Raw genomic sequence first — 18,926 nt, 5'->3', positions numbered from 1 at the left:
TCACGGTGACTGATTCGGCCGGGAGCGGACCTGCCTAGCGTCGTGGTGACAGATAGTCAGCACCACGAAGGGACATCCGATGGCCACCATCGCGAGCACCGTGCAGACCGCCGCCGCCGACGCCAAGCTGCTCCGTTTCGCGCTCAAGCAGGATGCCGTGGGCTCCGGCGCCAACGGCATCGTCTACGTCCTCGCCGCGGCGATCTTCGGCGAGATGTTCGGCCTTCCCGCCGCCTTCCTCTACCCGGTGGGTGCGTTCCTGGTCGTCTTCGCCGCGGCCCTGTTGTTCCTCGCCTCGCGCCCGGCGATCAGCACGGCCGCCGTGGTCGTGGTGATGGCGGTCAACATCGCCTGGGTGGCCGCGAGCGTGGAGTTGCTCGTCGCGGGCTGGTTCCCGTTGACCGGCCTCGGCATCGCGCTGGTGATCGTGCAGGCGGTCGTGGTCGCCGGCTTCACCGCGCTGCAGTACGCCGGCCTCCGCAAGACCGGTTGACCGGTCCGTCGGCCCGTCCGGCGGCGACGCGGGAGGACGTCGGCGCCGGAGCCACCGCCGGAACCGGGAGCCCGCCGGTGGCCGCCCGTCGGGGTGGCCACCGGCGGGCGCGTCACAGCGGATAGGTGCGGGCGACGGCCAGCATCTCCGAGCTGTGCGATCCGACGACGCCCACGCCGGGCGGGCGGGGGCGGAAGCCGGGCAGCGCGTCCAGGCCGTCGCTGGCGTCCATCGCCCGCAGCGCCACCTGCCCCGCCTTCGGAGCGAGGGTCAGGGTGACCTCCACGCCCTCCGGAGGCGGGGCGTGGAAGACCAGTCCGAAGCCCCAGCGACCCTCCCGGGCCTCCGTCGGCACCGGCCGGCCGGCCACCTCCGCCCGCAGCACCGTCGCCGTCGCCGCGTCGACGTGCAGGGTGACCAGGCGGGCCTGCCGCTGCGGGACGAGCCGCAGGCGCAGGGTGCGCTCGGCGCCGGCGGTGCCGTCCGCGAGCACCTCCAGCTTCGGCGCGGGCAGGTCCGCCGCCTGCGCCGGGCCGGCGCGCAGCTCGGCGTCGCCGATGCCGGGGAAGTCGGTGACCTCGACGACCCCGTCGACGTAGCCGTCGGTCCAGGGCTGCGGGTCCTCCTCGCGGCTGAGCCAGCGGGCCTGCCCGGTGCCGGCGTCGAGGGCGTACATCAGGTGGGTGGGCGCGGGGTGCGCGGCGTCGAAGCGGTCGACGGCCAGCCCGGTCGCGGCGAACACCGCCGTGGCCAGCGCGGCGGCCCCGGCCGGCAGCGCGCCCAGCCGGCGCGCGCGCACGGCGACCATGCCCCGCTGGCCGCCGGCCTGCGGGTGCAGCAGGTCCACCACCGGCAGCGCGGCCAGGCCGAGCAGCACGGCGACCAGGGCGGCGACCCCACCCATCGCCATGCCGAGCGCCGGGAAGAGCAGGACGACCGTGGGCAGCAGGATCACCACGGCCACCGCGGCGGCCAGGGTCGCCGCGACCACCGGCCACGGCCCGTCGATCCGCGCGCCCAGCGCGGCCAGCCCGGCCAGCGCGCCGGCCAGGGCCGGCAGGGTGACCAGGTACGCCCCGCCGGGCACCAGCACGGCGAACAGCACCCCGAGCACGGCCAGCCAGCCCAGCCCGCCGATCGCCAGCGCGGCCGGGCCGACCCGGCGGCGGGTCAGCGCGTACCAGGTGAACAGGACGGCGGCGGCGAGCGCCACCACGGCCAGCCGGTACCAGGTCGGCCGGTACGGGTCGAGCAGCTCGGCGTAGCCGGGCCGCAGCGCGGTGACCGCCGCCCAGAGTAGTTGCGCGGCGAGCGGGGCGACCACGATCGGCACCAGCGCCAGCCCGAAGCCGGCGGCGAGCCGGCCGGTGGTGACACGGCCCCGCCGCCGGGCGAGCCAGCCGAGGGCCGCCACCGCGGCCAGCGCGAGCAGCGCCAGCGGCAGCACCAGCCAGCCCGGGTAGCGGACGAGCCCGCCGGGGACGGGGAAGTAGGTGGCGTCGTGCCCGGAGTCCAGGGCCGTCAGGTCGACCCGGCCGAACTCGCGGGCCAGGCCGAGGGCGTTGTCGCCGTGGTGCTGAAGGCTGGCCCGGTCCAACGCGGCCGGGGTGTCCAGCGGGGTGTGGTAGATCGCGCCGCCGTCGATGTACGCCGAGTTCAGCCCGACGAAGTCGTTGTCGAGGAAGGCGGTGAAGTCGGTGTCGTTGGGCAGCGCGCGGTAGATCTCCACGGCGAACGAGGTGCCCACCGGGTGCGGCGCGGCCCGGCCGAAGGCGCCCACCAGCGCGGCGTTGTCCCGCGACGTCTCGAACATGATCACCGGGCCGGTGGAGCCGCGCGCCTCCAGGTTGAGCACCACGCCGCCGTCGGCCGCGAACGGGTGGCCGGACGCGAACGCCGACGCCCCGCACAGGCACGCCTCCTCCGCGTCGGTGAGCACGAAGACGATGTCGTTGCGGGGCCGGGGGCCGGCGGCCAGCGCGCGGGCCACCTCCAGGATCGCCGAGGTGCCGGCGGCGTCGTCGTTGCCGCCCGGCCCGGACTGCACCGAGTCGTAGTGCGCGACGAGGAACACCTTGCCGGTCGGGTCGGTGCCGGGCAGCCGGGCCACCACGTTGCGGACCCGGGCCAGGGTCGCCCCGCCGGCCGCCCCGCTGAGCTGACCGGCCTCGGACGCGACGGTGTCCTGCACCTCGGTCTCCAGGCCCAGCCCGCGCAGCACCCCCTCGACGTGGGCGCGGACCTGGTCGTTGGCCGGGCTGCCGGCCACGTGCGTGCGTGCGGCGACCACCTCGACGTGCGCGTACGCCCGGTCGGCGCTGAACTCGCCCGGCGGCGCGTCGGCCGGTCGCGGCGCGGGGGTGCGCAGGTCGAGCAGGGTGCCGGCGCCGACGGCGGCGAGCGCGACGAGCGCCGCCGCGGCGGCGGCCAGCCGGCGGCGGGGCCGGGCCAGCGCGCGGTCGGCCGCGCGGGTGGGGGGTACGCCCACGGGAACTCCTCGGGGGGTGGGGCCAGGGGTGGCATCATCCTGCACCGGGCCGGCCGTCCCGGCGACTCCCCCCGGCCGGCACCGGCCCCGCCGGCAGTGATCCGGCCCATGCCCGCGCCGGCGGCGCCCGTCGTGTTGTGTGCGAACGTTGTCTAATACAGGATCAGCAGGGCACTCGGAAGGAGCCCGACATCACCAGCGATCTCCCGCGCCTCGCGGCGGTGGCCCGGCCGCTCAGGGGAACCGGCTCGGCCGGCTCCCCCGTCGTGCCGTACCCGCACGGCGGCATGGGAAGGCACCCCAACCTGCCCCCGGGCGAGCGGCTGCGGGTGCTGCTGGTCGAGGACGACGAGGGCGACGCCTTCCTGGTCGGCGAGCTGCTCGCCGAGACCAACTCGATGATCGACCTGCTGGTGGCGACCAGCCTCAGCGAGGCCCGGCAGCGGGTGATGGGCGTCGACTGCGTCCTGCTCGACCTCGGGCTGCCCGATGCGCAGGGCATCGACGGCCTGCGCCAGGTGCTGGAGATGGCCAGCGGGGCCGCCGTCTGCGTGCTGACCGGCCGCTCCGACGAGCACCTCGGCATCGTCGCGGTCGCCGAGGGCGCGCAGGACTACCTGGTCAAGGGCCAGGTCGACGGGGTGCTGCTGACCCGGGCGCTGCGCTACGCCGTCGAGCGCAAGCGGGCCGACGAGAACGCGCGGCGGCTGCGCGAGGTCGAGCTGCGCCAGGCCGAGTCCGCCCGCCTCGAACGGGGCCTGCTGCCGCAGCCGCTGATGACCACCGACAAGGTCGCGGTGCACACCTTCTACCGGCCGGGCCGGCACGCCGCCCTGATCGGCGGCGACTTCTTCGACGTGGTGCAGACCCGCCCCGACCGGCTTGAGCTGATCGTCGGCGACGTCTGCGGGCACGGCGCCGACGAGGCGGCCCTCGGCGTGGAGCTGCGGGTCGCCTGGCGGGCGCTGATCCTCGCCGGCGTGCCCGACGACGAGGTGCTGCCGGCGCTGGAGCAGGTGCTGATGAGCGAGCGCCGGCTCCAGGAGATCTTCGCGACCGTCGCCACCGCCCGGCTGGACCTCGACGCCAACCGGGCCACGGTCCGGCTGGCCGGGCATCCCCCGCCGCTGCTGCTCGCGGGGGGCAAGGTGGTGCCGGTCCCGGCGCCCGGCGGCCTGCTGCTCGGCGTACGACCCCGCCGGCCCGTCGCCTACGACCTGGAGTTCGACACCGATGACTGGTCCCTGCTGATGTACACCGACGGCGTGATCGAGGGGCGGGTCGGCGAGGGCGACGAGCGCCTCGACGTGCCCGGCCTGAGCGGCCTGCTCGCCGACCCGGCGAGCAAGGAGGTGCCGCTGGCGGAGCTGCCGGCCTGGCTGGTCGGGAGCGCCGAGCAGATCAACGGCGGGCCGCTGGCCGACGACGTCGCCATGCTGCTGGTCAGCCGGGGCGGTGGCCGGTGACCGGCGTACGCGACTGGACGCTGCGTCAGCGGGTCGTCACGCTGCTCGTGATCGTCGCCGTGCTCCTGGTCGGCCTGGCCGGCGGCGCGGTCGCCGTGGCGGCGAAGAACCGCACGCACATCGACGCGATCCTGAACAAGACCGGCCCGCTGCGCGTGCAGGCGCAGGAGGTGCAGAACGCGCTGCTGGACCAGGAGAACGCCGTGCGCGGCTTCGCGGTCAGCGGCGATCCCGCCGACCTGGCCCCGTACGACGCCGGCCGGGCACGGGAGCGCGACCTGGTGGCCTCGATGCGGCGGCTGCTCGGCGACTACCCGGGAATCCGGGAGGGGCTGCGGGGCGTGGAGGAGCGGGCAGAGGCCTGGCGGCAGGCGGTGGCCGTGCCGGTGATCACCACGACGGAGCAGAGCGGCACCGCCGCCGGTCAGGCGCTGATCACCGACCAGGCGCGCCAGCGGTTCGACGAGGTCCGCACGTCGCTGGACAGTCTCCAGTTCGAGATCTTCGAGGTCCGGCAGCGGAGCGCCGAGGACGTCCGGCGGACGAGCAACCTGCTGGTCGTACTGCTGATCACCGCCCTCGCCGTGGTGGTCATCGCCGGCAGCATGCTGCTGGTCTCGCTGGACAAGATGGTCATCCGCCCGCTGACCGGGCTCGCCGACCAGGTTCGCGAGGTCGCCGAGGGCGACTACCGGCACGGCATCACCGGCGACGGCCCGCCCGAGTTCGTCCGGCTCGCCGACGACGTCGACGCCATGCGGCGCAAGATCGCCAGGGACCTGGACGAGGTGCGGGAGGCCCGCGAGCGGATCGAGTGGGTCAACAGCCAGCTCCAGAAGCAGGCCGAGGAACTCACCCGCTCCAACCGCGACCTGGAGCAGTTCGCGTACGTCGCCTCGCACGACCTGCAGGAGCCGCTGCGCAAGGTGGCGAGCTTCTGCCAGCTCCTCCAGCGCCGCTACGCGGGGCAGCTCGACGAGCGGGCCGACCAGTACATCGCGTTCGCGGTGGACGGCGCGCAGCGGATGCAGCGCCTGATCAACGACCTGCTCGCGTTCTCCCGGATCGGCCGGCTCACCACCGGCTTCACCGAGGTGGACATGAACAAGGTGATGGGCGACGTGGCCGGCCAGACCGAGGCGGCCCGGCAGTACGCGGACGCCGAGCTGACCTGGGGCGAGATGCCGGTCATCCGCGGCGAGGAGCCGCTGCTGACCAACCTGCTGGCGAACCTGGTCAGCAACTCGATCAAGTTCCGCCGGCCCGACGTGCCGCCGAAGGTGCACGTGTCGGCCCGGCTGGTGGACGACGAGTGGGAGATCAGCTGCCAGGACAACGGCATCGGCATCGAGCCGGAGTTCGCCGACAAGATCTTCGTGATCTTCCAGCGGCTGCACGCCAAGGACGCGTACCCGGGCACCGGGATCGGCCTGGCGATCGTCAAGAAGATCGTGGAATACCACGGCGGTCGGGTCTGGGTGGACACCAGCACCGAGGTGGGTACGGCGATCCGCTTCACCCTCCCCGCGCTCCCCGAGGACGTCGAGGCGGCCGCCGCCGCGGCGGACGGGGAGGGGGCGGCCGGCGACACCGACGGGCCGGCGACCGGCGACGGCGGCGAGGTCGACAGCGCGTCGACGGCCGGCGGTGCGGGCGCGCCGGCGCAGGCCGGTGGCCCCGACACGACGGACGTCCCGGATGGCCCCGACCGGGCGCCGGAAGGCGGTAGAACGGGTGACATGAGGGAGACGGTGGGATGACCGCGCCGGCGGACGGTAAGAGCCCGATCGAGGTCCTGCTGGTCGAGGACGATCCGGGTGACGTGTTGATGACCCAGGAGGCGTTCGAGGAGCACAAGCTCCGTAACCGGCTGACCGTCGTCTCCGACGGGGCCGAGGCGCTGGCCTACCTGCGGCGCGAGGGGCAGTACGCGGACGCGGTGACCCCGGACCTGGTCCTGCTCGACCTGAACCTGCCCCGCCGGGACGGGCGGGAGGTGCTGGAGGAGATCAAGAAGGACGAGCAGCTCTGCCGGATCCCCGTCGTGGTGCTGACCACCTCCCAGGCCGACGAGGACATCCTGCGCAGCTACCAGCTGCACGCCAACGCGTACGTGACCAAGCCGGTGGACTTCGAGCGGTTCATCTCCGTGGTCCGGCAGATCGACGAGTTCTTCGTCAGCGTGGTCAAGTTGCCGCCGCGTGGCTGACACCCTCCTCGACGACGTCGGCGGGCTGCTGCGCGAGACCGCCGACCAGGTCGTGCTGCCGCTGTTCCGCAAGCTGGACGACGACGACGTCACCGAGAAGGCGCCCGGCGAGCTGGTCACCGTCGCCGACCGCCGCGCCGAGGAGATGATCTCGGCGAGCCTGCGCCGGCTGCGCCCCGGCTCCGTGGTGGTCGGCGAGGAGGGGGTCGCCGACGACCCGGCCCTGCTGCGCCACCTGCGCGGCTCCGGCGACGTGTGGCTGGTCGACCCGGTCGACGGCACCTCGAACTTCGCTGCCGGCCGGCGGCCGTTCGCCCTGATGGTGGCGCTGCTGACCGACGGCGAGCCGGCCGCCGCCTGGGTGCTCGACCCGCTCGCCGGCACGCTGGCCGTCGCGCGGGCGGGCGAGGGGACGTGGCTGGACGGCCGGCCGGTGCGTACGACCGACGACACGCCGGCCATGGACGCGCTGCGCGGCGCCGCGATGTCGCGGTTCCTGCCGCCGGCGTCGAGGGCGCGGGTCGAGGCCGGCGGCGCGCGGCTCGGCGAGCTGCTTCCCGGCCAGCACTGCGCGGGTCGGGAATACCTGGACGTGCTCACCGGCGAGCAGCAGTTCGTGCTGTTCTGGCGCACCCTGCCCTGGGACCACGCACCCGGCGCCCTGCTCGTCCGGGCGGCCGGTGGGGTGGCCCGCCGCTTCGACGGCACGGACTACCACCCGACCGACGAGGGCAGCGGCCTGCTGGTGGCGGCGAGCGAGCAGGTGTGGGCGCAGGTGCGCGAGGCGTTGCTGGGCGCTGAGTGAGGTCGATGCGACGCTGCGTCGATCCTCGCCGGGGAGGGCGGTCGCGGGCCCGGTCGGGAGCGCGCGGTCCGGTATCCTGACCGCCGGTCTCCGCCAGCAGGCCGCCGACCGGCGCCCGGCGGAAGCCGCCGCCGCGCAGCGCTGTCCCCCGGCGGCCGACGAAAGGATGCTTTCGTGCGCAGGACCATGCCCATCGGGCGGGGCGGTCGTCGGCCGCTGACCGCCCTGTCGGCCCGGACCGCCCGACGCCCGCTGACCGAGACCGCCCGCCGCCCGCTGGCCGCCCTGTCGGCGCGGCCTGTCGGCCGCGCGGTGGCCGCCCTGCTCGCCGCGGTGGCGCTGCTCCTCGGCGGCGCCGTTCCCGCGTACGCGGAACCCAACGAGGGCGGCACCAAGAAGCTCCGGGACGCCCTGGCGGCCACCGCCAAGGCGCACCTGGAGGCCAAGGCGAAGCTCGACAACTCCAAGCGCCGGCAGAAGCAGCTGACGGGGGAGGTGGCCGCGCTGGAGGTGCGCCTGGTCGACCTGACCGCGCAGGTCGGCGAGGTGGCCGCCCAGTCCTACCGGGTGGGCCGGCTCACGCCGACGGCCATGCTGCTCAACAGCGCCTCGCCCGAGGCGTTCCTGGAGCGGGCGGCCAGCCTCGACATGATGGCGCAGCGCGACGGCCGGCGGCTGCGCGACCTCACCCAGGCGCGCGAGCAGGCCCGGCAGGCCAAGATCGCCCTCGACACCGAGGTCCGGGAGCAGCAGAAGCAGCTCGCGGTGATCGCGAAGAAGAAGAAGGAGGCCGAGGCGGCCCTCGCCGAGGTCAGCTCGGGCAGCAGCGGCGGCTTCAGCGGCGGGAACTCCTCCTCGGCGAGGCCGGCCCCGCGCAACCCGGACGGCTCCTGGCCGGCGGAGTCCTGCTCGGTCGACGACCCGACCACCTCCAGCTGCATCACGCCGCGCACGCTCAACGCCCTCCAGCAGACCCAGGCGGCCGGCTACAAGCGCTACGTCTCCTGCTACCGCAGCGGCGGCTCCGGCGAACACCCCAAGGGCCGGGCCTGCGACTTCTCGGCCGCCGCCGGCGGGTTCGAGGACAAGACCGCCACCGGCGGGGACAAGGCGTACGGGGACAGCCTCGCCGCCTGGCACGTGCGCAACGCGAGCCGCCTCGGCGTGCTGTACGTGATCTGGTACCGCCAGATCTGGCACCCGGGCACCGGCTGGCGGGCGTACAGCGGCAGCGGCAGCCCCGCCGCCGACCACACGAACCATGTTCATCTCTCGATGTACTGACCCGCCGGCCCAGCTTTCCTGCGTACCATCGCGCGGGTGAGCTCCCCATCGTCCGACGTCACGGTCCCGCCCGCCCGGCCGACGCCGCCGACCGCCCGGGCCCTGCCCAACGCGCTCGCCGCGTTCCTGGTCTTCTTCTCCAGCGGCGCCGTCCTGGTGCTGGAGACCGTCGCCCTGCGGCTGGTCGGCCCGTACGTCGGGGTGACCCTCCAGGTGACCAGCTCGGTCATCGGCATCGCGCTGGCGGCCATCGCGTACGGGGCGTGGTCGGGCGGCTGGCTGGCCGACCGGCGCGACCCGCGCACCCTGCTGGCACCGGCGCTGGTGCTGGCCGGCATCGCCACGGCGGTCACCCTGCCCGTCGTCCGGTACGCCGGCGAGGTGCTGCGCGGCGGCGCGGCGACGGCCATCCTGCTGCTCGTCGCCCTCGCCGTCTTCGTGCCGGCGGCCCTGCTCGCGGCGGTCACCCCGCTGGTCGTCAAGCTCCAGCTCGCCGACCTGCGGCGCACCGGCCAGGTGGTCGGGCGGCTCTCCGGCATCGGCACGCTCGGCGGGATCACCGCCACCCTGGGCACCGGCTTCGTGCTGGTCGCGGCGCTGCCCAGCACGGTGATCCTTTTCGCGCTGGCCGCCGCGCTCGGGCTCACCGGGCTCGGCCTCGGGGTGTGGCTGCGCCGCCAGGACCGCGCGGAGCTGCCCGGCCCGGCCCGCGCCCGGGCGGCGCTGGCGGTGCTCGGTCTCGTCGGCGCCGGGCTGACCACCGTCGCCCCGAACCCGTGTGACATCGAGACGGCCTACCACTGCGCCAGCGTCGAGGCCGATCCCGGCCGGAGCTCCGGTCGCACCCTGCTGCTCAACTCGGCCCAGCACTCGTACGTGGACCTCGCCGACCCCACCCACCTGGAGTACGCGTACACCCGGTGGATCGGGGCGGTGGCCGACGTGACGGCCCCGAAGGGGCAGCGGCTGGACGCGCTGCACCTGGGCGGCGGCGGGTTCACCGTGCCCCGCTACCTGACCGCCACCCGCCCCGGCACCGACAACGTGGTGTTCGAGATCGACGGCGGGCTGGTCGAGCTGGGCGAGCGCGAGCTGGGCGTACGCCAGGGCCCGGACCTGCGGGCGGTGGTGGGTGACGCCCGGATGCTGGTCGCGGGGGAGGCGACCGACAGCCGCGACCTCGTGGTCGGCGACGCCTTCGGGCACCTGGTGGTGCCCTGGCACCTGGCCACCCGGGAGATGGCCGCCGAGGTCCGCCGGGTGACCCGGCCCGGCGGCGTCTACGTGCAGAACGTCATCGACTACCCGCCGCTGCGCTTCATCCGCAGCGAGCTGGCCACCGTCGCCGCCGAGTTCCGGCACGTCGCGCTGGTCGCGCCCGCTGCGGCGCTCGCCGGGCAGCAGGGCGCCAACTTCCTCATCGTCGCCTCCGACGCCCCGCTGCCGCTGGACGCGATCCGCGCCCGGCTGGCCGAGCGGCGGGAGCGGGTCGGCCTGCTCGCGGGCGCCGAGCTGACCGCCTTCGTCGGCGACGCGCTGGTGCTGACCGACGACTACGCGCCCGTGGACCAGCTCCTCGCCACCGCCTGATCGGGTGACATCGCTGACCGATTCCGACCGCCGAGGTGTAGCCGGGGTGGTGGCGGGCAACAACGACCCTCATGGGTGGAGCGATCAGGGACGGCGCGCAACTGCTGGGTGAGCGGTACCGGCTGATCGAGCAGCTCGGCGCGGGCGGCATGTCCGTCGTGTGGCGGGGCTACGACGAGGTGCTCGGCCGCCAGGTGGCGGTGAAGGTGCTCGCGTCCCGGCTGGCCAGCGACCGCGCGTTCCGGCACCGCATCCGGATCGAGGCGCAGGCCGCGGCCCGGCTGTGCCACCCCAACATCACCAACGTCTACGACTACGGCGAGTCCGAGCAGGTCGGCCTGACCGTGCCGTACGTCGTCATGGAGCTGGTCGACGGCGAGTCGCTGACCGGCCGGCTGCGCCGGGGCAGCCTGCCGTGGCGCGAGGCGGTGACGATCGGCGCGGAGGTGACCTCGGCGCTGGCCACCGCGCACGCCCGCGGCGTGGTGCACCGGGACGTCACCCCGGGCAACGTCATGCTGACCGCCACCGGCGTGAAGGTCGTCGACTTCGGCATCTCCGCGCTGGTGGGGGAGAAGGAGAAGGGCCCGGACGGCGCCCTGCTCGGCACGCCCGCCTACCTCGCCCCGGAGCGGCTCGACAACGGTCAGGTCTCCCCGGCCACCGACGTCTACGCGGTCGGCCTGCTGCTCTACCGGATGCTCACCGGCCGGCTGCCCTGGCAGGCGAGCACCACCACCCAGATGCTGCGCGCCCACATGTACAACGAGCCGGAGCCGATGCCCCCGGTGGCGGGGCTGCCCGACGACGTGCGCGAGCTCGTGCACCGGTGCCTGGCGAAGCGGCCCGAGGACCGGCCCGGCACCGCCGAGGTCGCCCGGACGCTCGCCGAGGCGGCCGGCATGATCGCGGCGGTGCCCGTCTCGCCGGCCGCCGGGCCCGTGGACCCGGCGGCGCTGGCCAGCGCCGGCACCACGATCCTGCCCTGGTCCGCCGCCACCGACGCGCTGCCGTTCTCGGGTACGCGCAACCGGCGGGCGGCGGCCCGGCGCCGGCGGGTCGAGGCGGGCGTGGCCGCCGCCGGGCTGGTGGCGGTGACCGCGGCCCTGTGGGGGGTGACCTCCCGCAGCCCGGCCAGCGGCGGCATCGACCAGCCGACGCAGGCGCGGATGGGCGCCGAGCAGCCCGCGCCCTGCCGGGTCGCCTACACGCTGCGTAAGGACTCGGGCAGGGACTTCGACGCCGAGCTGACGCTGACCAACACCGGCCAGCGGGAACTGCGCGGCTGGCGGATGAGCTTCACCTTCCCCGGCCAGCAGACCGTTACGAAGTCGGTGCCCGTGCCCGTCCGCCAGGAGGGCCGTACGGTGCTGGTGGAGCAGGCCCCGCAGCGTGGGCTGGCCCCCGGCGCGTCGGAGAAGCTGACCCTGACCGGCCGCCACAGCGGGGCCAATCCGCTGCCGGTGGAGTTCCGCCTCGGCGACGAGACCTGCGGGGTGGAGGTGGCCGGGGTGGCCGGTTCGGCGCCGAGCACCGCGCCCACCACGAAGGCGCCGGCCACGAAGGCCCCGGTCAAGGCCCCGGCCGTCAAGGCGCCGAAGGCGAAGGCCGGCACCGCCGGGAGCGGCTCCGGCGGGTCGAAGGCCAAGCCCGACAACTCCGGCAAGGGCAAGGGGCCGGGTGGTGGAAAAAAAGCGGCAAGCCCGGAAAGGGCCGAGGACGATGACGACTGAGCCCGCCGCGTTCAGCTGAGCGCCGCGAAGCGCTGCACCTGCTCGATGTTCCCCTCGATGATCAGCATGCTGCCGGGCGCGACCACGGTGGCGTCGGTGGCGTACCGGAAGCGCTCGCCGGGCAGCTTCACCCCGACGACCCGCACCCCGTAGCGCTCGGTCGGGGTGAGGTCCGCCAGCGGCCGGCCCACCATCGCCTCCGGGGTGCACACCTTCGCGATGGCGAAGTCGTCGCCGAACTCGATGAAGTCGAGCATCCTGCTGACGATCAGGTGGGCCACCCGTTCGCCGGTCTCCGCCTCGGGGAAGATCACGTGGTGCGCGCCGACCGAGCCCAGGATCTTCGCGTGCTTCTCCGAGGTGGCCCGCGCCCAGATCTGCGGCACGCCCAGCTCGACCAGCGCCAGCACGGTCAGCACGCTGGCCTCCACCGAGGCGCCGATCGCGACCACCGCCCGGGCGAAGTCGGCCACGCCGAGCTGGCGTAGCGCCCCCTCCTCGGTCGCGTCGGCCTGCACGACCCGGTCGAGCTGGGCCGACCAGCGCTGCACCTGCTCCGGGCTGCGGTCGATGGCCAGCACCTCGTGGTCGAGCGCGACCAGCGAGCCGGCCAGGTGGCATCCGAACCGGCCCAGCCCGATCACCACGACGCCGCCTCCGCCCGTGTTCCTAGCCGACAATGGGTTGCTCCTCCGGGTAGCGGTACAGCCGCCGGCGGGTGTTCAGGGCGATCGCCGACCCGAGGGTCAGCGGCCCGATCCGGCCGACGAACATGAGGACGATCAGGGCGAACTGGCCGCTGTCGGGCAGCGCCCCGGCGACCCCGACGCTGAGCCCGGTGGTGGTGAGCGCCGAGGTCACCTCGAACAGCGCCGCGTAGAGGGGGACCCCCTCGGTGAGCAGGATGAGCACCACCGTGCCGCAGGCCACCAGCGCCACGCTGAGCAGCGCCACGGTGACCGCCTGCCGCTGGCTGGCCGTGGCCACCCGGCGGTGCCCGACCGTCACGTCCGGCTCGCCCCGCAGCTCCGCCCAGATGACGAAGGCGAGCAGGAAGAACGTCGTCACCTTGATCCCGCCGGCCGTGCTGGCGCTGCCGCCGCCGATGAACATCAGCGCGATGACCAGCGGGTAGCTCTCCTCCTCCAGGCCCTCGACGTCGACGACGTTGAAGCCTCCGGTGCGGATGAACGCGTCCTGGGCGAACGCCACGAGGAGCTTGTCGTGCCAGGCGTAGATGCCCAGGGTGTGCGGGTTGGCCCACTCGACGGCAAGCATCCCCAGGAAGCCCGCCACCAGCAGCACCAGGCTGCCCCAGACGGTGAGCTTGGTGGCGACCGCCCAGCGGCGCGGGCGGCGCCACTCCCGGGCCGCCTCGAACAGTGCCGGGAAGCCGAGACCGCCGATGACGGTGCCGATCGCCAGCGGCAGGATGACCCAGCCGTCGGTGGAGAAGCCGATCAGGCTCTCGGTGTAGAGGGCGAACCCGCCGTTGTTGAAGGCCTGGACGGCGTGGAAGACGCTGATCCAGAGGGCCCGGGCGAAGGGGTAGTCGTAGCTGAGCCACAGCCGGGCCGTCAGGACGGCCGTGATGATCGACTCGCAGACCAGCGCGAGGCCCGCGATGCGCAGCAGCAGCCGGCGTACGTCGCCGATGCCGAACTCGGCGGTCTCGGCCTGCACCAGCAGCCGGCTGCGTAGCCCCAGCCGGCGGGCCACCACCAGGATCACCAGGGTGGCCCCGGTGACGATGCCGAGGCCGCCGACCTGCGTGAGCACGGTGATCATCAGCAGCCCGAACTCGTTCCAGTAGTTCGGGGTGTCCACCACCGACATGCCGGTGACCGAGACGGCGGACGTCGCGGTGAACAGGGCGGTCAGGAAGGGCGTGTACTGGTGCTGGCTGGTCGTCCAGGGCAGCATGAGCAGCCCGGTGCCGAGCAGGATCGTCACCAGGAAGCCGAACGGCACCAGCCGCACGGGGTGACGAAGAAGCCGGCGCATCAGACAATCTTCCTTTTCCGCCGCGAGTCGGGTGTGGAAACCGGCATCCCGAGGATTCACCCCCGCGTCAGGCGCCGACCAACTCGCCGTCAAACCGGCCCGGTCTGCTGAGGCCGATTCCTCGACGACGACAGGAGACGGCGTTGCGACGTACCCTTTCCGCCCTCGGCGTGGCCGGGGCCCTGCTCGCGGCCGCCGTGGCCGTGCCGACCGTGGCCGCGTCGGCCGCCCCGACACCCGCCGCCGAGCGGGCCCGGGCCGCCGACCGTCCCCTCGTGATCGGCCACCGCGGCGCCAGCGGCTACCGACCGGAGCACACCCTGGAGGCCTACCGGCTGGCGATCCGGCAGGGCGCGGACTACATCGAGCCGGACCTGGTCGCCACCCGCGACGGCGCGCTGGTCGCCCGGCACGAGAACGAGATCAGCGGTACGACCGACGTGGCCGCCCGCCCCGAGTTCGCCGGCCGGCGGGCCACGAAGACCATCGACGGCGTCGTGGTCACCGGCTGGTTCACCGAGGACTTCACCCTCGCCGAGCTGAAGACGCTGCGGGCCAAGGAGCGGCTGCCGAAGGTGCGGGTCGCCAACACCGCGTTCGACGGCCGCTTCGAGGTGCCCACGCTCCAGGAGGTCATCGACCTGGCCCGCGCCGAGGGGCGGGCGCGGGGGCGCACCATCGGCGTCTACCCGGAGACCAAGCACCCGACCTACTTCGCCTCCATCGGGCTGCCGCTGGAGGAGCCGCTGGTCGAGGTGCTGCGGCGCAACAGGCTGACCCACCGGAACTCGCCAGTCATCGTCCAGTCGTTCGAGACGGCGAACCTGCGCAGGCTCGACGGGATGATCGACGTCCGGCTCGCCCAGCTCCTCGACGCCACCGGCCGGCCGTACGACTTCACCGTCGCCGGCGACGCCCGCACCTACCGGGACCTGGCCACACCGGCCGGCCTGAAGTGGATCGCCTCGTACGCCGACGGTGTCGGCGCGAACAAGAACCTGATCGTCCCGCGGGACGCCGCCGGCCGGCTGCTCGCCCCGACCACCCTGGTCCGGGACGCGCACCGGGAGCGGCTGGTCGTGCACGCGTGGACGTTCCGCGCCGAGAACCAGTTCCTGCCGGCCGACCTCCGGATCGGCACCGACCCGAACGCCCGGGGCGACATCCAGGCCGAGTACGAGCTGTTCCTCGGCCTCGGCCTGGACGGCGTCTTCACCGACCACCCCGACACCGCCGTCGCCGCCCGGGAGGGCCTCGCCGGGCGCTGACCCCTGTCCGCCGCTCCCCGGCCCGTCACCCTGTCCCGGGTGGCGGGCCGGCTGCCGTCGCCGGGCCTGCCCCGCGCGCGGTTGCCATCGCCGGGCCTGCCCCTTGTGGCCGGCTGGAGTCGCGGGGCCTGCCCCTGCCGCTCGTCACCTGCGCGCCCGAGATCTTGGCGGGAAGCGGCCCCTCCAGGGGCCATTTCTCGCCAAGATCTTGCGGGAGCTACCGAAGACGAGCACCCGGTCGTCGTCGAGCATCGCGTCGGCGAGCGTTCCGCAGCGGCGGCGCTCCCCGGACCGGCGGGTCGACGGGGGACGTGCCGCCCTAGCGCTTCCCCCGCACGGCGCGGGGCGCCCCCCGTGAGGAGTCGGCGCACGCGTGGGGCGGCCCGTGAGGAGTCGGCGCGCGGCGCGGGGCGGCCCCGTGAGGAGCCGCCCCGCATCACCCAAGTCGTGTCGCGCGGCGCCTTCGCCGAGCCGATTTCCCGGCGCGGTGGCGGCAGGGCCGTGACGTCCCGGCCGCCGTGGCGCCGGGGTTCAGCCGGTGGTGTTCCGTCTGCGGTGTGCGACCAGGAAGAACGTTCCCAGGGCGACCGCGACCAGCCCGAGCGCGGTGATCGGAAGCAGGCTGCCGGGGCCCGAGGCGCCGGTGACGGGCAGCTCGCTCTTGGTCGGCGTGACCGTCGGCGTGCCGGTCGGCGTGCCGGTCGGGCTGACCGTCGGGCTGGCGGTCGGGCTGCCGGTCGGGCTGCCGGTCGGGCTGGGGCTCGCCGCGCAGGTGTGCGTGAGGACGAACTGGAGCTCCGGGTCCGGCTCGCCGGTGACCACCGCGGTGGCGCTGATCAGCGTCCAACCCTCGGGCAGGATCACCCAGGCATTGCTGGTGCCCTGACGCACGATCGCGCTGTCCTCGGCGTCGGGGATGGTGACCGACGTGGTGCCGTCGTTCGGGATGCTGAAGGTGGCCGTCACGGAGACGAAGTCCCGGTCGTTGTCGGGCAGGTTGAACACCCACACGTCCTGGCCCTCGTACGGCCCCCCGCCCAGGTTCGGGTCACAGTTCTGGGGGGCCTCCTCGGCCGTGGTGGGGACGTTGCCCGGGTTGATGCTGATCGTCGTGGTGCCCGGCTGCGGTTGCGACTGCGCGGCTCCGGCGGTCCCGGCGGCTCCGAGCAGCATCGCACCGGCCGCCACACTTACGGCGACCAGCCGGACGAGTCCAACTCTCACGATGTTCCCCCTGCGAATTGCGTACGTTGATGTGTCTCTCGGCAGAGGGTAAGTCGCTGCTAATCCGATTATGTCCCTTTTGGTGGATTTCAGGTCGCTCGTCCCTGTCGGTGTCCGCGCCCGACACACGCGGCGAGCCGAGGGTGGTGGGCGGCGCCACCGGTGCCCCGCCCCCGCCGTGCCGCCCGCCGGCCGCTGGTACGGGTGACCACCCCACCCCCGTTACTTGTGTGTTTCGGCCACATAGCCCGTGGGTGACGTCACTCCTAGCGTGAGCCGTCAAACGAGTTCCCTACCTCCGAGTCCTCACGTGGAGTCGCAATGACGGTCCGGACGACGCGGCGGGTGTTCCTCTCCGCCGCCACGATGATGGCCGCGGCGCTCGCCGCCACGGCCTGTGGCAGCCCGCAGGAAACCGCCTCCGGTGGCGGCGACAGCACCGCCCCGGTCAAGGTTGGCCTGGTGTACTCCCAGTCGGGAGCCCTCGCCAGCTACGGCAAGCAGTACATCGAGGGGTTCAAGGCCGGCCTCGACTTCGCCACCAAGGGCACCAACAAGGTCGGCGACCGGACGATCGAGATCACCGAGGTCGACGACGCCGGTGACCCGGCGAAGGCCGTCTCCGCGGCCAAGGACCTGATCGGCAAGGGCAACAAGATCATCGCTGGCTCGACGGCCTCCGGCGTGGCCCTCCAGGTCGCCCCGATCGCCGCGCAGAACAAGGTCCTCTTCGTCTCCGGCCCGGCCGCCACCGACGCGGTCACCGGCGCGAACAAGTACACGTTCCGCTCCGGGCGGCAGTCGTACCAGGACGTGGTGACCGCCAAGTCGTTCATCGGGGACCCGGCCGGCAAGAAGGTCGTGGTCTTCGCCCAGGACGGCGCCTTCGGCGACGCCAACGAGGCCGCCGTGAAGGCCGTCATCGGCGGCGCAGGCGCGGCCGTCAGCAGCGTCCGGGCCCCGGCCAGCGCCACCGAGTTCACCCCGTTCGCCAGCCAGATCAAGTCCGCCAAGCCGGACCTGCTCTTCGTCGCCTGGGCCGGCACCACCGCCCCGGCGATGTGGCAGACCCTCGACCAGCAGGGCGTGCTCTCCTCCACGACGGTCGTGACCGGCCTGGACATCCGGGCCTCGTGGCCGACCTTCGGCGCCGCCGGCGCCAAGATCTCCTTCCTGTCGCACTACTTCGACGGGGCCTCCGACAACGAGGCCGCGAAGGCGCTGAAGGCCAAGGTGGGCACCGTGGACCTGTTCCACCCGGACGGCTTCGCCGCCGCGCAGATGGTCGTCCGCGCCGCCTCCGAGGGTGGCGACGACGTCGAGAAGATGGTCACCGCGCTGGAGGGCTGGAGCTTCGACGGCGTGAAGGGCAAGATGACCATCCGCCCCGAGGACCACGCCCTGCTCCAGCCGATGTTCCAGGCGAAGCTGACCGGCAGCGGCACCACGTTCACCGCCACCGCCCAGAAGGCGCTGACCGGGGACGAGACCGCGCCGCCGGCCGTGGCGATGAAGGGCTGACAACAGATGCTCGCCACCCGCGGTCTGACCTGGCGGATCGGTGAGGTCGCCATCGTCGACAGCGTCTACCTCGACCTGGCGCCCGGGGAGTTCCTCGGCGTCATCGGGCCCAACGGCGCCGGCAAGACCTCGCTGTTCAACCTGATCACCGGCGTGCGCCGGGCCACGGAAGGACGGATCACCCTCGACGGGCAGGACATCGGCGACCTGCCGCCGCACAAGCGGGCCCGTCTCGGCCTCGGCCGTACCTTCCAGGCATCCTCGGTCTTCGGTTCGCTCAGCGTGCGGGAGAACGTGCGGCTCGCCGTGCAGGCGCACCGCGGGGGCTCGATGAAGCTGTGGCGGCGGGCGGCGGCCGACCGGGAGGTCGCCGCCGCCGCCGACGCGGCGCTCGACCGGGTCGGCCTCGCCCACCGGGGTACGGCGCTGGCCGGCACCCTCGCCCACGGCGAGAAGCGGAAGCTGGAGATCGCCCTGCTGCTCGCCGGGGAGCCCCGGGTCATGCTGCTCGACGAGCCGATGGCCGGGGTCAGCGCCGAGGACGTGCCCGAACTGGTCGCCGTGATCCGCTCGCTCACCGGCGACAGCGGCCGGTCGGTGCTCATGGTCGAGCACCACATGGACGTCATCCTGGAGCTGGCCGACCGGATCGCCGTCATGCACCACGGCGCGCTGCTGGCCTGCGACACCCCGGAGACGGTGATGGCCAACCCCACCGTGCAAGAGGCCTACCTGGGGGAGTCGCTCTAGCCCGTGTTTCGTAAGGGCCGTGTTGGGCGGTGAGGTGGGCCCGGCGTGGCGGTGATCGCTAAAGGTTGAGGTCTCCGGTAGATCGGTTAGC

The 18,926-nt window shown here is 73.9% G+C and carries 15 protein-coding genes; 11 read left to right on the top strand and 4 right to left on the bottom strand.

Features of this window, described 5'->3' with window-relative positions:
- Nucleotides 1-79 precede the first annotated feature (79 nt).
- Complete coding sequence (locus ACWENR_RS12815) at nucleotides 80-493, top strand: hypothetical protein (protein ID WP_452277157.1); 414 nt, start codon at nucleotides 80-82, stop codon at nucleotides 491-493.
- Nucleotides 494-605: 112 nt separating this feature from the next.
- Here ACWENR_RS12815 and ACWENR_RS12810 read toward each other — a convergent pair whose 3' ends face one another.
- Complete coding sequence (locus ACWENR_RS12810) at nucleotides 606-2,981, bottom strand: M28 family peptidase (RefSeq protein WP_452277156.1); 2,376 nt, start codon at nucleotides 2,979-2,981, stop codon at nucleotides 606-608.
- 287 nt (nucleotides 2,982-3,268) lie between these two features.
- Between ACWENR_RS12810 and ACWENR_RS12805 the strand changes: the two genes are divergently transcribed.
- From ACWENR_RS12805 to ACWENR_RS12775, 7 genes are all read left to right on the top strand, one after another.
- Nucleotides 3,269-4,447 (top strand): PP2C family protein-serine/threonine phosphatase, encoded by a 1,179-nt coding sequence (locus tag ACWENR_RS12805; RefSeq protein WP_452277155.1) that lies wholly within the window; start codon nucleotides 3,269-3,271, stop codon nucleotides 4,445-4,447.
- Entirely contained in the window at nucleotides 4,444-6,207 is a 1,764-nt protein-coding gene (locus ACWENR_RS12800; RefSeq protein WP_452277154.1) for a sensor histidine kinase, read from the top strand. Before ACWENR_RS12805 ends, ACWENR_RS12800 begins: the two co-directional genes overlap by 4 nt.
- The gene (locus ACWENR_RS12795; protein ID WP_091102297.1) at nucleotides 6,204-6,656 is read left to right on the top strand and encodes a response regulator; all 453 of its coding nucleotides are present in this window, start codon (nucleotides 6,204-6,206) and stop codon (nucleotides 6,654-6,656) included. Before ACWENR_RS12800 ends, ACWENR_RS12795 begins: the two co-directional genes overlap by 4 nt.
- Nucleotides 6,649-7,461 carry an inositol monophosphatase family protein gene (locus ACWENR_RS12790; protein ID WP_452277153.1) on the top strand — a complete coding sequence of 271 codons (813 nt, stop codon included), beginning with the start codon at nucleotides 6,649-6,651 and terminating at the stop codon, nucleotides 7,459-7,461. The genes ACWENR_RS12795 and ACWENR_RS12790 overlap by 8 nt, the downstream gene beginning before the upstream one ends.
- Before the next feature lie 186 nt (nucleotides 7,462-7,647).
- Entirely contained in the window at nucleotides 7,648-8,745 is a 1,098-nt protein-coding gene (locus ACWENR_RS12785) for a coiled-coil domain-containing protein (protein WP_452277182.1), read from the top strand.
- Between the two features lie 36 nt (nucleotides 8,746-8,781).
- A complete protein-coding gene (locus ACWENR_RS12780) occupies nucleotides 8,782-10,335 on the top strand; it encodes a fused MFS/spermidine synthase (protein ID WP_452277152.1) in 1,554 nt (517 codons plus the stop codon).
- A 71-nt stretch (nucleotides 10,336-10,406) separates the two neighbouring features.
- Nucleotides 10,407-12,068 (top strand): serine/threonine-protein kinase, encoded by a 1,662-nt coding sequence (locus tag ACWENR_RS12775; protein ID WP_452277151.1) that lies wholly within the window; start codon nucleotides 10,407-10,409, stop codon nucleotides 12,066-12,068.
- Between the two features lie 11 nt (nucleotides 12,069-12,079).
- On the opposite strand, the gene ACWENR_RS12770 is transcribed toward ACWENR_RS12775, so the two are convergent.
- The gene (locus ACWENR_RS12770) at nucleotides 12,080-12,712 is read right to left on the bottom strand and encodes a potassium channel family protein (RefSeq protein ID WP_452277181.1); all 633 of its coding nucleotides are present in this window, start codon (nucleotides 12,710-12,712) and stop codon (nucleotides 12,080-12,082) included.
- Nucleotides 12,713-12,737: 25 nt separating this feature from the next.
- The gene (locus ACWENR_RS12765) at nucleotides 12,738-14,072 is read right to left on the bottom strand and encodes a TrkH family potassium uptake protein (RefSeq protein WP_452277150.1); all 1,335 of its coding nucleotides are present in this window, start codon (nucleotides 14,070-14,072) and stop codon (nucleotides 12,738-12,740) included.
- 143 nt (nucleotides 14,073-14,215) lie between these two features.
- On the opposite strand from ACWENR_RS12765, the gene ACWENR_RS12760 reads away from it, so the two are divergent.
- On the top strand, nucleotides 14,216-15,340 hold the full coding sequence (locus ACWENR_RS12760; RefSeq protein ID WP_452277149.1) for a glycerophosphodiester phosphodiesterase: 1,125 nt from the start codon (nucleotides 14,216-14,218) through the stop codon (nucleotides 15,338-15,340).
- 531 nt (nucleotides 15,341-15,871) lie between these two features.
- Here the strand turns inward: ACWENR_RS12760 and ACWENR_RS12755 are convergent.
- Complete coding sequence (locus ACWENR_RS12755; protein WP_452277148.1) at nucleotides 15,872-16,564, bottom strand: hypothetical protein; 693 nt, start codon at nucleotides 16,562-16,564, stop codon at nucleotides 15,872-15,874.
- Nucleotides 16,565-16,885: 321 nt separating this feature from the next.
- Here ACWENR_RS12755 and ACWENR_RS12750 point away from each other — a divergent pair, with 321 nt between their 5' ends.
- Together ACWENR_RS12750 and ACWENR_RS12745 are read left to right on the top strand one after the other, a co-directional pair.
- Nucleotides 16,886-18,085 (top strand): substrate-binding domain-containing protein, encoded by a 1,200-nt coding sequence (locus ACWENR_RS12750; protein ID WP_452277147.1) that lies wholly within the window; start codon nucleotides 16,886-16,888, stop codon nucleotides 18,083-18,085.
- A gap of 6 nt (nucleotides 18,086-18,091) precedes the next feature.
- Nucleotides 18,092-18,835, top strand: coding sequence for an ABC transporter ATP-binding protein (locus tag ACWENR_RS12745; protein ID WP_452277146.1), 744 nt, complete (start codon nucleotides 18,092-18,094; stop codon nucleotides 18,833-18,835).
- The last annotated feature ends 91 nt before the right edge of the window (nucleotides 18,836-18,926 follow it).

It is taken from the genome of Micromonospora sp. NPDC004336 (genome assembly GCF_053602615.1).
Note: the sequence above shows the minus strand (reverse complement) of the source record. Positions and strands in the feature narration are given on the sequence as shown.